The 13,807-nt window shown below is 53.9% G+C and carries 15 protein-coding genes; 12 read left to right on the forward strand and 3 right to left on the reverse strand.

The window, feature by feature from the left end:
• Window positions 1–81: 81 nt before the first annotated feature.
• Entirely contained in the window at window positions 82–2,808 is a 2,727-nt protein-coding gene (gene secA / locus ACYJL1_RS05450) for a preprotein translocase subunit SecA (protein WP_460897398.1), read from the reverse strand.
• A 258-nt stretch (window positions 2,809–3,066) separates the two neighbouring features.
• Here secA and ACYJL1_RS05455 point away from each other — a divergent pair, with 258 nt between their 5' ends.
• The 5 genes from ACYJL1_RS05455 to ACYJL1_RS05475 all read left to right on the forward strand — a co-directional run bounded on the left by ACYJL1_RS05455 (window position 3,067) and on the right by ACYJL1_RS05475 (window position 6,908).
• A complete protein-coding gene (locus ACYJL1_RS05455) occupies window positions 3,067–3,990 on the forward strand; it encodes a peptidylprolyl isomerase (RefSeq protein ID WP_460897399.1) in 924 nt (307 codons plus the stop codon).
• 77 nt (window positions 3,991–4,067) lie between these two features.
• Window positions 4,068–5,309 carry a bifunctional glutamate N-acetyltransferase/amino-acid acetyltransferase ArgJ gene (gene argJ / locus ACYJL1_RS05460; protein WP_460897400.1) on the forward strand — a complete coding sequence of 414 codons (1,242 nt, stop codon included), beginning with the start codon at window positions 4,068–4,070 and terminating at the stop codon, window positions 5,307–5,309.
• Window positions 5,309–6,067 carry a GNAT family N-acetyltransferase gene (locus ACYJL1_RS05465; protein WP_460897401.1) on the forward strand — a complete coding sequence of 253 codons (759 nt, stop codon included), beginning with the start codon at window positions 5,309–5,311 and terminating at the stop codon, window positions 6,065–6,067. The genes argJ and ACYJL1_RS05465 overlap by 1 nt, the downstream gene beginning before the upstream one ends.
• Entirely contained in the window at window positions 6,060–6,473 is a 414-nt protein-coding gene (locus ACYJL1_RS05470) for a (deoxy)nucleoside triphosphate pyrophosphohydrolase (protein ID WP_460897402.1), read from the forward strand. Before ACYJL1_RS05465 ends, ACYJL1_RS05470 begins: the two co-directional genes overlap by 8 nt.
• A gap of 111 nt (window positions 6,474–6,584) precedes the next feature.
• Window positions 6,585–6,908 (forward strand): hypothetical protein, encoded by a 324-nt coding sequence (locus ACYJL1_RS05475; RefSeq protein WP_460897403.1) that lies wholly within the window; start codon window positions 6,585–6,587, stop codon window positions 6,906–6,908.
• Here the strand turns inward: ACYJL1_RS05475 and ACYJL1_RS05480 are convergent.
• Window positions 6,905–7,786: a methyltransferase domain-containing protein gene (locus ACYJL1_RS05480; RefSeq protein ID WP_460897404.1), complete on the reverse strand. Its 882-nt coding sequence runs from the start codon at window positions 7,784–7,786 to the stop codon at window positions 6,905–6,907. The genes ACYJL1_RS05475 and ACYJL1_RS05480 overlap by 4 nt on opposite strands.
• A gap of 62 nt (window positions 7,787–7,848) precedes the next feature.
• Between ACYJL1_RS05480 and ACYJL1_RS05485 the strand changes: the two genes are divergently transcribed.
• From ACYJL1_RS05485 to ACYJL1_RS05510, 6 genes are all read left to right on the forward strand, one after another.
• On the forward strand, window positions 7,849–8,628 hold the full coding sequence (locus tag ACYJL1_RS05485; RefSeq protein WP_460897405.1) for a ComF family protein: 780 nt from the start codon (window positions 7,849–7,851) through the stop codon (window positions 8,626–8,628).
• A 93-nt stretch (window positions 8,629–8,721) separates the two neighbouring features.
• Window positions 8,722–8,991, forward strand: a complete 270-nt coding sequence (grxC, locus tag ACYJL1_RS05490; RefSeq protein ID WP_460897942.1) for a glutaredoxin 3 — start codon at window positions 8,722–8,724, stop codon at window positions 8,989–8,991.
• Window positions 8,992–9,001: 10 nt separating this feature from the next.
• Window positions 9,002–9,868, forward strand: coding sequence for a carbon-nitrogen hydrolase family protein (locus tag ACYJL1_RS05495; RefSeq protein WP_460897406.1), 867 nt, complete (start codon window positions 9,002–9,004; stop codon window positions 9,866–9,868).
• Window positions 9,865–10,278: a DUF1178 family protein gene (locus ACYJL1_RS05500; protein ID WP_460897407.1), complete on the forward strand. Its 414-nt coding sequence runs from the start codon at window positions 9,865–9,867 to the stop codon at window positions 10,276–10,278. The genes ACYJL1_RS05495 and ACYJL1_RS05500 overlap by 4 nt, the downstream gene beginning before the upstream one ends.
• A gap of 59 nt (window positions 10,279–10,337) precedes the next feature.
• A complete protein-coding gene (locus ACYJL1_RS05505; protein WP_460897408.1) occupies window positions 10,338–11,234 on the forward strand; it encodes a DMT family transporter in 897 nt (298 codons plus the stop codon).
• 1 nt (window position 11,235) lies between these two features.
• A complete protein-coding gene (locus ACYJL1_RS05510; RefSeq protein ID WP_460897409.1) occupies window positions 11,236–11,532 on the forward strand; it encodes a helix-turn-helix domain-containing protein in 297 nt (98 codons plus the stop codon).
• A gap of 6 nt (window positions 11,533–11,538) precedes the next feature.
• On the opposite strand, the gene ubiG is transcribed toward ACYJL1_RS05510, so the two are convergent.
• Window positions 11,539–12,282, reverse strand: coding sequence for a bifunctional 2-polyprenyl-6-hydroxyphenol methylase/3-demethylubiquinol 3-O-methyltransferase UbiG (ubiG, locus tag ACYJL1_RS05515; RefSeq protein ID WP_460897410.1), 744 nt, complete (start codon window positions 12,280–12,282; stop codon window positions 11,539–11,541).
• 190 nt (window positions 12,283–12,472) lie between these two features.
• Here ubiG and ACYJL1_RS05520 point away from each other — a divergent pair, with 190 nt between their 5' ends.
• Window positions 12,473–13,726 carry an aspartate kinase gene (locus ACYJL1_RS05520; RefSeq protein WP_460897411.1) on the forward strand — a complete coding sequence of 418 codons (1,254 nt, stop codon included), beginning with the start codon at window positions 12,473–12,475 and terminating at the stop codon, window positions 13,724–13,726.
• Window positions 13,727–13,807: the final 81 nt, after the last annotated feature.

Below are 13,807 nucleotides of genomic sequence, written 5' to 3' on the forward strand. Positions count from 1 at the left end.
CAGTAAACCTTTAGAAACGGTTCGAAAAGCCGATGCGCCTGCTCAGAAATAAAAGGCCGCATTAGCGCGGCCCTTTGATCGTCAGGCAAAAGAGCCGTGGCAGTGCTTGTACTTCTTGCCGGAGCCGCAGGGGCAGGCTTCGTTGCGGCCAATCTTGCCCCAGGTCTGCGGATTATTGGGGTCGCGATCCGCCGGGTCCACAAGACGCAGGTCTTCCTGTACCGCAAGAATGCTACCTTCGCCAAAATCATCCTCGCCGGTTGTGCCATCGATATGATGACCTTCCATTGGAGGTAAATCCGGCTCCTGTGCAGCGGCAGCGTCTCGAACCAGCTCGACGCGCATCAATTGCGACGTTACGTTCTGGCGCAGATTGACCAGCATTGTCTGGAACAACTCGAACCCTTCGGTCTTGTATTCGTTGAGCGGGTCACGCTGGGCGTATCCACGGAAACCAACAACTGAACGCAAGTGATCCAGATTGACCAGATGCTCACGCCAAAGCGCATCGAGGCTCTGAAGTATGATTGATTTTTCAACATAGGCCATGATTTCCGGCCCGAAGCGCTCGGCACGGTCTGCCGCAGCCTTTTCAACCGCATCAAACAGGCGTTCGCGAATGTCATCTGGCGTTATGCCATCTTCAACGGCCCAATCCGTCACCGGAAGGTCGAGATTCAGGATATTTCGAACGTCCTCGTCGAGCTGCTTGATGTTCCACTGCTCGGCATAAGCACCGTCCGGCGTATGGCGGTTGGTCAGGTCCTCAACCACGTCCTCGCGCATTTCCTTGGTCGTCTGGCTCAGATCAGTGCCATCCATGATCTCGATGCGCTGCTCAAAGATCACCTTGCGCTGATCATTCATCACATCGTCATATTTCAGAAGGTTTTTGCGGATGTCGAAGTTGCGCGCTTCGACTTTCTTTTGCGCTTTTTCAAGCGCCTTGTTGATCCAGGGATGGACGATAGCTTCGTCTTCCTTGAGGCCGAGCCTTTGAAGCATTCCATCCATGCGCTCCGAACCGAAAATGCGCATCAGATCGTCCTGCAAGGACAAGAAGAATTTCGAGCGACCCGGATCACCCTGACGACCGGAACGACCGCGAAGCTGGTTGTCGATACGGCGGCTTTCATGCCGCTCCGTCGCCAAAACATAAAGGCCGCCGGCAGCCAGTGCCTTCTCCTTCAGGACAGCGATATCGGCACGAATGGCGTCTTCCTTCGCCTTGCGCTCTTCGCCCGCAGGCATGTCGTCAAGCTCACGCGCAATACGCATTTCGAGATTGCCGCCCAGCTGAATGTCGGTGCCGCGACCAGCCATGTTGGTAGCGATTGTTATAGCTCCCGGCACGCCGGCCTGCGCAACAATATAGGCTTCCTGCTCATGATATCGGGCGTTTAGAACCTGGAAGTCCTTGAAACCCTCTTTGCGCAACCGGTCGGCGAGTTGCTCGGATTTCTCGATTGACGTCGTGCCTACGAGAACAGGCTGACCCTTTGCCGCTGCTTCGCGGATGTCGCGAACAATGGCTTTATATTTTTCTTCGACGGTCCGGTAAACTTCGTCGTCTTCATCGAGACGCTTGACCGGGTTATTCGTCGGAATTTCCGTGACCTCAAGGCCGTAAATATTGCCAAACTCTTCCGCTTCCGTCGAGGCCGTACCGGTCATACCGGCAAGCTTCTTGTACATGCGGAAATAATTCTGGAAGGTGATTGAAGCCAGCGTCTGGTTTTCCGGCTGGATTGTCACATGCTCCTTGGCTTCAAGCGCCTGATGCAAGCCTTCCGAGAAGCGCCGGCCTGGCATCATACGGCCGGTGAATTCATCGATGATGACGATTTCGTCATTGCGGACGATGTAATCCTTGTCCTTCTGGAAAAGCTTGTGGGCGCGCAACGCATTGTTGACGTGGTGAACGACAGCAACGTTTTCGATGTCGTAAAGACCATCGCCTTTCAGATGGCCGGCATCGCGAAGCAGGTTTTCCAGCTTCTCCGTACCGTCTTCCGTGAAAATCGCCGTTTTCTGTTTCTCATCGATTTCATAGTCTTCCGGCTGCAAGGGCAGGATGAATGTGTCGATAAGATTGTAGAAATCAGAACGGTCATCCAGCGGACCGGAAATGATCAGCGGCGTGCGCGCCTCATCGACAAGGATAGAATCCACTTCGTCGACGATGGCGTAATTGTGCGGGCGCTGAACCATCTGTGCGCGCTCATACTTCATATTGTCGCGCAGATAATCGAAGCCGAGCTCGTTGTTGGTCGCGTAGGTAATGTCGGCATTGTAGGCTTTGGCGCGTTCGTCATCGTCAAGTCCGTGAACGATGATACCGTAGCTTAGACCAAGAAAATTATAGATCTGGCCCATCCAGTGCGCATCGCGGCTGGCCAGATAGTCATTGACGGTAACGACATGAACGCCCTTGCCTTCGAGCGCATTCAGATAGACCGGCAAGGTAGCGACGAGTGTTTTGCCTTCACCGGTACGCATTTCCGAAATGCCGCCCTGATGAAGCACCATGCCGCCGATAAGCTGGACGTCGAATGGACGCATGCCCAGGACGCGTTTGGCTGCCTCGCGCGCAACAGCAAATGCAGGTATCAGCAGGTCATCCAGCTTGGTACCATTTGCCAGCTGCGCTCGGAACTCCGCAGTCTTGCCCTGGAGTTGTTCGTCCGTTAAGGCCGAAATTTCCGGCTCAAGTGCATTGATTGCATCAACGCGAGACTTGAATCCTTTTACGCGACGCTCGTTTGAAGAGCCAAAAAGCTTGCGAGCCAAGCCGCCGAAACTGACCATCCCTGGTCCTCTCTTTAAATACGTTCTGCCGGTAAGTCCGGCATTTGAAGCGTCTGATGTCCGGAACTATAAAGCTGCCATATATCTGAACGAACAAGTCAAAGGTATAAAGCATCTTCTGCCAAGCTATCTGGACGCAAAGCCGTTGGACAGATAAGAGGGGCCTTGAATGATGTCAATGTTGAAGCGTTGCTTCGCTACGGCCAAATTCTGCCATATTCATAGCCCGTACCGGTCCTCCCAAGGAGAAAATTGAAAATGAACCTATTGCGTAAGACGATTTCATTAATGACTGTAGCCACGTTTTTAGCGGGTGTTTCCACTGTGGCAATGGTCCAGAACAGCGCGTTGGCACAGGATGCAAAACCCGCACCGGCGGCCGAGGCTGCAAAAGCCGCGCCTTTGGATCCGAACACGGTCATTGCCACTGTAAATGGCACCGACATTACGCAGAAAGATCTGGATCAGGCATCCGCAGATCTCGATCCTCAAATTTCTCAGTTGCCTGAGGAGCAGCGCCGTGTGGCCGCGCTGGCAGCAATCATCGACATCAAGGCATTTGCTGCGAAGGCCGAAGCCGAAAAGCTCGATCAGACACCCGAATTCAAGTCGCGCATGACTTTTCTCAAAGAACGCGCCATGCACAACGAATACTTCAAGCAGCAGGTGATAGACAAGATTACGGATGCGGATGTTCGCGCACGCTATGACAAGGAAATCGCTGCAATGCCAGCGACAAATGAAGTGCGCGCCCGTCATATATTGGTGAAGACGAAGGAGGAAGCGGAAGCAATCATCAAGCAGCTGGATGGCGGTGCTTCCTTCGAGGACATTGCCAAGGAAAAGTCGACAGACGGTTCCGCAGCCCAGGGTGGTGACCTTGGCTATTTCGGACAGGGACAAATGGTTCCAGAGTTCGAAAAGGCAGCAAATGAGCTGGAGATTGGCAAATATTCCAAGACTCCGGTGCAGACCCAGTTCGGCTTCCATGTGATCAAGCTTGAGGACAAGCGGGCCAAGCAGCCACCTGCATTCGATCAGGTGAAAGATCAGGTCAAGTCGATGCTGATTCGCGACCGTTATACGGACCTGATCAAGAAGGAACGGACATCACTGAAGATTGTCTATGCCGATCCCGAAGTCGAAAAAGCCTTCAAGGCAGCGACCGAAGGTCAGCAGTAAAATTTCGAAGGCCCGCTTACATAAAAAGGCGGGCCTTCACTCCCTTCGATCCTTCTTTCCCATCTTCGAGGTTGTAGATGTCCACAGCGGTTTCGCCCCTTGCTCCCAAACATTTCCCTGCAATGCCTGAGATTCAGGGGGTCAGGATTGCGACGGCTGAGGCAGGCATAAAATATAAAGGCCGAACCGACGTTGTGATGATGGTTTTCGACAAGCCTGCGGCTGTTGCCGGTGTTTTCACCCGCTCGAAATGTCCCTCTGCGGCGGTGGATTTCTGCCGATCCAGCTTGAAGGGCGGTTATGCGCGCGCCGTTATTGTCAATTCGGGCAATGCCAACGCATTCACTGGCAAAAAGGGTAAGGAATCAACCAAGATCACTGCCGCTGCTGCCGCTAAAGCTGTTGGTTGCAAGCCTGGTGAAATATTCCTTGCGTCCACCGGCGTCATCGGTGAGCCGCTTGATGCCGGGAAATTCAGCCACTTGCTTGGTGATATGTCAAAGCAGGCAATGCCGGATTGCTGGCAGGATGCCGCCAGTGCGATCATGACAACGGATACATTCCCGAAAGTCGCCACGGAAACCGTTCTGCTTGGTGGTGTTCCGGTCACGATCAACGGTATCGCCAAAGGCGCAGGCATGATCGCGCCGGACATGGCAACCATGTTGTCATTTGTTGCGACAGATGCCCCCATCGCTTCTGATGTTTTGCAGGAACTTCTTTCCAAGGCGGTTGGCAAGAGCTTCAATTCAGTAACTGTCGACAGTGATACATCAACGTCGGACACTTTGCTGCTTTTCGCGACCGGTTCGGCTGCCGAGCGCGGTGCCGCGCCCGTCACCAAGCTGAAAGACAAGCGCCTCAAGCCCTTTGAAAAGGCTTTGGAGCGTATCCTCAAAAATCTGGCTTTGCAGGTTGTGCGGGATGGCGAGGGTGCCCGCAAGATGCTGGAAATTACAGTTACCGGAGCAAAATCAGACAAATCGGCGAAGCGGATAGCTTTGTCCATCGCAAATTCGCCGCTGGTCAAGACAGCCGCCGCTGGCGAGGACGCCAATTGGGGCCGCATTGTCATGGCTGTGGGTAAGGCTGGTGAACCTGCGGACCGCGATCTTTTGGCAATCTGGTTCGGCGACATCCGCGTTGCCCGTGAAGGCGAGCGCGATCCCGATTATTCGGAAGCAGCAACTTCGGCCTATATGAAGAACGAAGATATCCAAATTCGTGTCGATATCGGTCTTGGCAAAGGCAAAGCCACAGTCTGGACTTGCGATCTGACGAAGGAATATGTGGCGATCAACGGTGATTATCGCAGCTGATGCCAATCGCTTTAACGCAAGTCAGACAGCTTGAGGCGCTGGGTTTCCGGGCGTGGCCAGCTTCATCCGTACATTACGACGGAAGCTGGAGCATCCGCATAACGGCAACTCATCCTGCAAAACGGCTAAACTCGGTCAACCCGCTTGATCCGGGTGATACGGACAATATTGAACAACGTATAGCCGCAGCAGCAGAGCGGTTTCGGGCCTCCGGTCGGGAGCTTATATTCAGGCTTTCTCCATTGGCCCCGCAAAAACTTGAATCATATCTGGAACAATCCGGATGGACACGATTCGACGAATCGCTGGTGATGATTGCTGATTTGGCAGAGGTCGATCTTTCTGACGCTATTGATCTGGACCCTCTGGCCGATATCGTTCGGTTTGTCGACGCGTCCTTGCAGGTGCAAGGCGAGGCAAACAAACTGAGGCAGGGGCTGATTGATGTGGTGAGCGCGATTAGACCCGTAAAGGGTCTGTTTGTCGTTGAAGATGCCGATGTGCCTGTTTCAACCGCAATTTGCGTATGCGATGGAGCCATGGCTGGGCTCTTTGGTATTGAAACTGTCAAGAACCAGCGTCGCCGCGGACATGGCCGGGCCATTGTAAAAACGGCGCTGAAGTGGGCTGTTCTCCAAGGTGCCCGCAAGACATGGCTTCAGGTCGAAGCCAGTAATGCAGGCGCTATCGCCCTTTACCAATCCATGGGATTCAAAGAAACTTACCGATACGCTTATTGGCGGGCAGAACATGACTGACAAAATGCTCCCGATTCTGCTGGTGACTGCATGCGCTTTGGTTGATAGCGATGGCAGGGTATTGCTGACGCAGCGTCCGGAAGGAAAGTCGCTGGCCGGCCTATGGGAGTTTCCCGGAGGCAAGGTTGAGCCGAACGAGACGCCGGAAGCCAGCCTAATCAGAGAATTGCACGAAGAGCTCGGGATTACGGTTAAGCCTTCATGTCTCGCGCCTCTGACATTCGCCAGCCATACTTATGAGAAATTCCATCTTCTCATGCCGCTGTTCATCTGCCGCCGTTACGAGGGCATACCGCGGTCAATGGAGGGGCAGGCACTCAAATGGGTGCGTCCCAAAGACATGCGCGACTACCCCATGCCGCCCGCCGATATTCCGCTTATCCCGTTTTTGATCGATCTTCTGTAATTTTATACAATTTTAAGATGTATTCTTGCCCGTTAACTCTAACGGTTAATCGATCCTTCACCTGAATAAGCGACTTTTAAACATTCTTGAGGCGCATTTTTCAGGTGGTTTATGGCGCGCAAAAACGATTACATCGATGATGATCTGACGATGCGAGCCGGTGGTTTGTCCGGTGCGGCTGGGGGAATCCTGCGGATTACATTGCTGTTTGGCTCTGCTGCCGTTGCGCTGGCGCTGATAATAGCCCCGCTTGCCAATCGAGGCAGTCAGGCTGTTGTGGATTATTCGGCAGGCCGCTCGCTGGACGAAATCCAGACTGGATCAATCAGGAAAGCTGACCCATCGACCTATACGGTTCGCCGCAGCGTGCTGCAAAGCACGCCAAATTCGGTTTGCATTCTCAAGAGCGATGGTACGAAAACAGGCGACTGTTAATCTTTTTCAGCTTCTTTGAGGAAATCTGCCAGCGAAGCTTTCGCGGAGCCTGGTTTGAGCGGCTTCTGCTGCGATTCATGTGCCGCCCAGCCAGACATCCATATGAACGAAAATGTCGCGCGGATGCGCCCATCAGGATCACTGAAGCGCTCGGCATAGATTTCCGCTGCCCGCATGAAGAATTTTCGTGTCAATGGCTTGCGGGAGCGCCCGAAAAGGCTGTTTTGAACGCCCATGGCGCGCAGATCACGCATCAGAGCGAAAAGATTATCATATCGCACCGTATAGGTTTCAATGTCCGTGACGGGCAATGTGAACCCGGCCCGTTGCAACAGCCCGCCGACATCACGCACATCGGCAAAGGGGGCTACCCGCGGTGATACGCCCCCGCTGATTTCGCTCTCGGTGGCGATCAGACATTCGCGCAGTTCGGTCAAGGTGTTCTCACCGGCCATGGCGCCGAGAAACAGCCCATCCGGTTTTAATGCACGTCGTATCTGCAGCAAAGTTCCCGGCGTATCATTCGTCAGATGTAGAGACAGTAAGGAAACGGCAAGATCAATGCTTGCGGCTTTCAGTGGCAATATTTCCTGATCGGCAATGATCGCAGGAAACGCGGTTGTCAGGAACGGCGCGGCCTCTTCAATGCGTATAATAGTCGAAGCCTTGCCTGAGCGTTGCAGCGCCTCTGCTGCAAGATCTGTATGGCTGGCAATGTCAACCGCAACATCGAACTGGCGCTCGACAGCCGATAGACGCTCTTCGAGGTCGTCAGCGGCGCGCATGAGCAGAAAGTCGGCAGAATTCCCGTGCTGCTTGAGCGCACGCAATCTTCTTTGTAGGACTAAAGTTCGATCGAAGACCTGATGCCGATCCATTCCGAATTTCTCTGATGAATGTATAGTTGCCCGGTAGATGCGTTGCCTGGACATGAATTGCAATGAAAACTATCGGGAAAAATATACGCACCAGCCTTGGCGTGTTCACGCGGTCCGCCGCCCGTGAATTGTTTGATGTGCTTTTCCCGCCTGTCTGCGCCGGATGTGACAGGCATGTTGCTGAGCCTGGCTCCCTGTGCGGAACATGCTGGTCCAAAGTCAGATTTATCGAAAAACCCTATTGCCCGGTGCTTGGGACGCCTTTCAGCCATGATCTGGGTTCGGAAATTCTTTCGGCGGAAGCGATTGCGGATATGCCGCCCTTCGCCCGTGCCCGTGCGGTTGCAATCTATGATGGCGTCATTCGCGATATGGTGCATCGGCTCAAGTATAATGATCGCACCGATTTGAGTCGCTGGATGGCCGGGTGGATGGCGCGGGCAGGGCGCGAGCTGATTGATGATTGTGACGTTATCGTGCCGGTACCACTGCATGCGCGGCGTTTCTGGTTGCGCCGTTTCAACCAGTCGGCAGAGCTCGCCCGCCATCTGGCGGGCATCAGCAACAAGCCCTTTGAGCCCGACGCCCTCAAACGCATCAGGAAAACAAGACAACAGGTGGGGCTCGGTCCAAACGAGCGCATGACGAATGTTCGCGGCGCCTTTAAAGTGCCAGCGGCGCAGGAGATAAAGGTTCGAGGGCGCAATGTCCTTCTGATTGATGATGTCTACACAACAGGCGCGACGGTTAAGGCCGCATCACGCACGCTCATGCGTGGCGGGGCGAAGAGTGTAGATGTATTGACCTTTGGCAGGGTTATGGGAGACGAATTGTCTGTCTAGGGTCAGGACCCATTAATCTGGCTTTCACGCAATGAACGGGCCTTTTCCCGTCAGGGTTTCACGACTATATAAGGAAAAAATTGGAGTATCATGATGGTCGATGTGACAATCTATACGCGTAATGGCTGTGGCTTTTGCACAGCGGCTGTTGGCTTGCTTAAGGAAAAGGGTGTAGCCTTTGTCGAGCACAACGCCACTGTTGAGCCAAATGCACGGCAGGAAATGCTGGCCCGCGCCAATGGGCGCACGACATTTCCGCAGGTTTTCATCGGCAAGACCCATGTGGGTGGTTGTGATGATCTGTACGCGCTGGAAAGGCAAGGCCGTCTCGACGGACTCCTGAAAACCGGTGAACTCGTTTAAGGACAGTGGAATGAGTGTATTTCGTGCTGCTGCTATCCAGATGCGCTCGGGTGTCGATCCGCAGCGCAATGCTGCCGATCTCGTTGGCTACGTTGCCGATGCTGTTGGCAAGGGCGCGGTCTATGTGCAAACTCCTGAGATGACGGGCGCATTGCAACGGGACCGCAAAGCACTAACCAGTGTATTGAAGGCCGAAAGCGATGACATCATCGTACGTACCGCCTCCGAGCTGGCAGCACAGCACAAGATTCACCTTCATATAGGGTCCACTGCCATTGCGCTTGAGGATGGCAAGATTGCCAATCGTGCCTTCTTCTTCGGGCCGGACGGAAATATCCTCACCCGCTACGATAAAATCCACATGTTCGATGTCGATCTGGATAATGGCGAAAGCTGGCGCGAATCCGCCGTCTATTCGCCCGGCAGTGATACGGTGGTTCTTGATTTGCCATTCGCCAAGTTGGGTCTCGCAATCTGCTATGATGTGAGGTTCCCGCAACTGTTCCGTGCACAGGCATTGGCTGGAGCGTCGGTCTTAACGGCACCCGCTGCGTTTACACGCCAGACCGGCGAAGCCCACTGGAATGTCCTTCAACGCGCACGCGCCATCGAAAATGGTGCTTTCATGATTTCCGCCGCGCAAGGCGGCGTGCATGAAGATGGCCGTGAGACATTTGGCCATTCGATTATTGTCGCGCCTTGGGGTGAGGTCCTGGCCGAAGCCGCACATGCCGATCCAGCTGTCATCGTTGCTGATATTGATCCGGCATTGAGTTCCGCTGCCCGTGCCAAGGTACCGAACCTGAAGAATGCTCGCCCGTTCGGCGTGCTTGTTGAAAATGACGGCCAGAGCGAGAGACTGGCAGACGCGTCATGATCCGTTTTTCTCTTCATTGCGACCAAGACCACGACTTCGAAGGCTGGTTCCGCAGCAATGACGACTTCGATTCTCAAGTCGATAAAGGTTTTGTAACCTGCCCGTCATGCGGCTCGCACAAGGTTGGTAAAGCTTTGATGGCGCCTTCGGTCTCGACCGGCAGGCAAAAAGAAAAGATTGCCATTGCCATGAGCGAGATGGCCAAGGAAATGAAAGAAATGGTCAAAAAGGTCCGCGAGAATGCGGATTATGTTGGCACAGAGTTTGCCGAACAGGCACGCAAAATTCATTTTGGCGAGGCCGAGGCGCGCGGCATTTATGGCGAGGCAACTCCTGAAGATGTAGAAGCCTTGCTGGAAGATGGAGTGGATGTCATGCCGCTTCCCGTGTTTCCTGAAGATCGCAATTGATCTGATTTGACTAAGGACTATTGTGCGGAGGTCGATTCTGACCGTCCGGGTGAATTTCCATGCAATTTTTGAATTCCGCACCCCTGTTGCTGCTTTTAACAGGGGGTTTTCTCGGGCTGACGCTGCCTTTCGGTAAACTGGCATTCGCCGCTGGTATAAACCCAGCCTTGTGGGCCTTTGTGATCTCAACCGGCGCAGGAACAGTGCTGCTGATCGCCTTTCTGCTCATGGGAAAACGCCCACGGTTGGACGCCCATATGGTGCGCTACTATCTGATCGCCGCATTCATCTCCTACGCAGTGCCCAATGTCATGACACTTTCGGCCATACCGCATCTCGGATCAGGCTATACGGGCATTATGTACACGCTCTCGCCTGTTTTCACGCTGATGCTTTCCATCCTGTTCAAGTTGAAGCGGCCGAGCATGCTGGGGCTTTTCGGCATATTGGTGGGCTTTATCGGTGCCGTCATCGTTGGTTTTACACGCGGTCAGGTGGGGCAGCCCGCCGAACCATTTTGGGTCATAATCGGCCTGTTGATTCCGGTTCTTCTGGCCTTGGGAAATGTTTATCGCACCATTGATTGGCCCAAAGGTGCTGATCCGACGGAACTGGCGGCAGGAAGCCATATTGTGACGGCGATCATGCTTGTTCCCGCTATTCTGCTCATGACCGGCGGTTTCCCGGTTGCGCCTCTGGCCGAAGTGCCATGGCTGGTATTGGCGCAGATTCTTGCCTCCACCTGCATGTTCGCACTCTATTTCCGGCTGCAAGCGGTGGGTGGCCCGGTTTACCTCAGCCAGATAGGGTATGTCGGGGCAGCAGTGGCCTTGTTGGCGGGAACGCTGTTTCTGGGGGAAACATATGGGCTGAGCACATGGCTTGGCGCTGCTGTTATTACCGTTGGCGTTGCCATGACGACAAAGGCGCAACTGATGGCAGCGAAGGCGGGTTAGAATGACAGTCAGCGAAATGGTTCACGATGTGGCTGCTTTTGATCGCTTCAAGGCTCAGCTTGCATCTGGTGATGAAGAGCGTGTTCCCGCGGAGTTTGCCAACAGGATTCTTGATGGCGAAAACCCGCTTCGTGTCTGGCGGCAATACAGAAAAATGTCAGCCCGGAAACTGGCCGCTGAAGCAGGGATAAGCGCTGCCTATCTGTCGGAAATCGAAACTGGTAAAAAAGATGGCAGCTTGTCGGTAATGAAGCATATCGCGGAGATACTCAACGTGTCGTTAGACGACATCGTTTAACTGTCATTACTCCCGAACAGCCAGCACCATGTAATTCACATCGGTATCAGTTGAGCGGTTCCAGCTATCGGCAAAGGGATTATAGCTCACGCCGACTTTCTCGGTAACAGTTAGCCCAGCAGCCACCAGAGCAGTTTCCAGCTCTTCCGGACGCACGAGCTTTTCATATTGATGGGTTCCGCGCGGCAACCAGCGCAAGACATATTCGGCACCGAAAATGGCAAGGCCAAGGGCTTTCAATGTCCGGTTGATCGTGGCGACGAAGGTCATGCCGCCCGGTTTGACCATTTGCGAACAGGCGGACATGTAGAGATCTACGTCCGCCACGTGCTCGACAACCTCCATGTTGAGAACAACATCGAATTTTTCTCCGGCTTCAGCCAGCGCTTCTGCTGTGGTCGCCCGGTAATCAATATCGAGGCCACTTTGGGCGGCATGAATTTTGGCAACTTCAATATTGGTCTCGCCAGCATCGGCGCCCACGACTGTCGCGCCAAGCCGCGCCATAGGTTCGCAGAGCAGTCCGCCACCGCAGCCAATATCGAGAAAGCGCAGACCTTTGAACGGCAGGGGGCTGTTCGGGTCGAGATTATAGTGGGCGCAGACTTTTTCCTTGATATAAGCAAGACGCGTCGGATTGAATTTGTGCAACGGGCGGAACTTGCCTTGAGGGTTCCACCATTCAGCAGCCATGCGCGAAAAGCGCTCGACTTCTGCGGCATCAATTGTACTGCGTTCTGCCTGGGCCATAGCCTTATCCTTTGCTCTTCCTGTCGAGTGGCCTGTTCATGCAAAAAATGTCAAGGCGCAAATCGTCCCGCGTTCTTGCAGTTATGTCATAATTTGGTTATGGGAGGCCCCATTCAACTGGCGTGGAACCTGTTCATTTGACGGGTTCTCTTCCAAATTAATTTCAGGCCTTTCTAGAACGGTAATTCCCATGGCTCGCATTGTGATGAAATTCGGTGGCACTTCGGTGGCCGATATCGACCGCATCCGTAATGTGGCCCGGCATGTCAAACGTGAAGTCGATGCCGGTCACGAAGTCGCAGTCGTCGTCTCGGCCATGGCAGGAAAAACCAACGAACTCGTCGCTTGGACCCGTCAAGCTTCGCCCATGCACGATGCGCGCGAATATGATGCGATTGTTGCTTCAGGCGAGCAGGTGACCGCCGGTCTTCTGGCAATCGCCTTGCAGGCAATGGGTGTTCATGCGCGTTCCTGGCAGGGTTGGCAGATACCGATCAGGACAGACAATGCGCATGGCGCTGCCCGCATCACCGATATTGACGGTTCTTTCCTGATCGAGCGCTTCAAAGAAGGTCAGGTCGCGGTGATTGCCGGGTTTCAGGGCATCGGCCCCGACAATCGGATATCGACGCTTGGACGCGGCGGCTCGGACACGAGTGCTGTTGCCATTGCGGCGGCAGTCAAAGCAGATCGGTGCGATATCTATACGGATGTCGATGGCGTTTATACCACTGACCCGCGGGTTGAACCCAAGGCGCGCCGCCTTTCGCGCATTTCATTTGAAGAAATGTTGGAAATGGCTTCACTCGGTGCGAAAGTTCTACAGGTCAGGTCCGTTGAGCTTGCCATGGTGCATAAAGTGCGCACATTTGTCAGGTCCAGTTTTGAAGACCCCGATGCACCGGGCATGGGTGATCTGATCAATCCGCCCGGTACTCTTATTTGCGACGAGGAAGAAATCGTGGAACAGCAGGTTGTCACAGGAATTGCCTATGCCAAGGATGAAGCACAGATATCGCTTCGCCGCGTTGCGGATCGTCCAGGTATTTCGGCAGGTATTTTCGGCCCGCTTGCTGAGGCCCACATCAATGTGGATATGATCGTTCAGAACGTATCGGAAGATGGCACCAAGACGGATATGACGTTCACCGTTCCATCGGGTGATCTTGATAAGGCGCTGGCGGTACTGGAGAAGGTCAAAGCCGAAATCGGCTGTGATATTATCCAGTCGGAAGCCGGTATGGTCAAAGTGTCGGTTATCGGCATCGGCATGCGCAGCCATGCGGGTGTTGCGGCAACGGCCTTCCGTGCGCTTGCTGACAAGGGCATCAACATCCGTGCTATCACCACATCGGAAATCAAGATTTCCATTCTAATTGACGGCCCATACGCAGAACTTGCAGTACGCACTTTGCATTCTGTCTACGGTCTGGATAAGCATTGACAGAAGAGATTCTGTTTGCCGGTATTTCTGCCGACTAAGATGATCTAAAGTTCACATTGGCAAAGTCATTCCGGCTTTGCC

The sequence above is a fragment of the Phyllobacterium sp. K27 genome (assembly GCF_054796155.1).

Bases quoted from the DNA above. Each gene is read 5' to 3' on its own strand.
- secA (WP_460897398.1), bottom strand. From the start codon at position 2,808: ATGGTCAGTTTCGGCGGCTTGGCTCGCAAGCTTTTTGGCTCTTCAAAC.
- ACYJL1_RS05455 (WP_460897399.1), top strand. From the start codon at position 3,067: ATGAACCTATTGCGTAAGACGATTTCATTAATGACTGTAGCCACGTTT.
- argJ (WP_460897400.1), top strand. From the start codon at position 4,068: ATGTCCACAGCGGTTTCGCCCCTTGCTCCCAAACATTTCCCTGCAATG.
- ACYJL1_RS05465 (WP_460897401.1), top strand. From the start codon at position 5,309: ATGCCAATCGCTTTAACGCAAGTCAGACAGCTTGAGGCGCTGGGTTTC.
- ACYJL1_RS05470 (WP_460897402.1), top strand. From the start codon at position 6,060: ATGACTGACAAAATGCTCCCGATTCTGCTGGTGACTGCATGCGCTTTG.
- ACYJL1_RS05475 (WP_460897403.1), top strand. From the start codon at position 6,585: ATGGCGCGCAAAAACGATTACATCGATGATGATCTGACGATGCGAGCC.
- ACYJL1_RS05480 (WP_460897404.1), bottom strand. From the start codon at position 7,786: ATGGATCGGCATCAGGTCTTCGATCGAACTTTAGTCCTACAAAGAAGA.
- ACYJL1_RS05485 (WP_460897405.1), top strand. From the start codon at position 7,849: ATGAAAACTATCGGGAAAAATATACGCACCAGCCTTGGCGTGTTCACG.
- grxC (WP_460897942.1), top strand. From the start codon at position 8,722: ATGGTCGATGTGACAATCTATACGCGTAATGGCTGTGGCTTTTGCACA.
- ACYJL1_RS05495 (WP_460897406.1), top strand. From the start codon at position 9,002: ATGAGTGTATTTCGTGCTGCTGCTATCCAGATGCGCTCGGGTGTCGAT.
- ACYJL1_RS05500 (WP_460897407.1), top strand. From the start codon at position 9,865: ATGATCCGTTTTTCTCTTCATTGCGACCAAGACCACGACTTCGAAGGC.
- ACYJL1_RS05505 (WP_460897408.1), top strand. From the start codon at position 10,338: ATGCAATTTTTGAATTCCGCACCCCTGTTGCTGCTTTTAACAGGGGGT.
- ACYJL1_RS05510 (WP_460897409.1), top strand. From the start codon at position 11,236: ATGACAGTCAGCGAAATGGTTCACGATGTGGCTGCTTTTGATCGCTTC.
- ubiG (WP_460897410.1), bottom strand. From the start codon at position 12,282: ATGGCCCAGGCAGAACGCAGTACAATTGATGCCGCAGAAGTCGAGCGC.
- ACYJL1_RS05520 (WP_460897411.1), top strand. From the start codon at position 12,473: ATGGCTCGCATTGTGATGAAATTCGGTGGCACTTCGGTGGCCGATATC.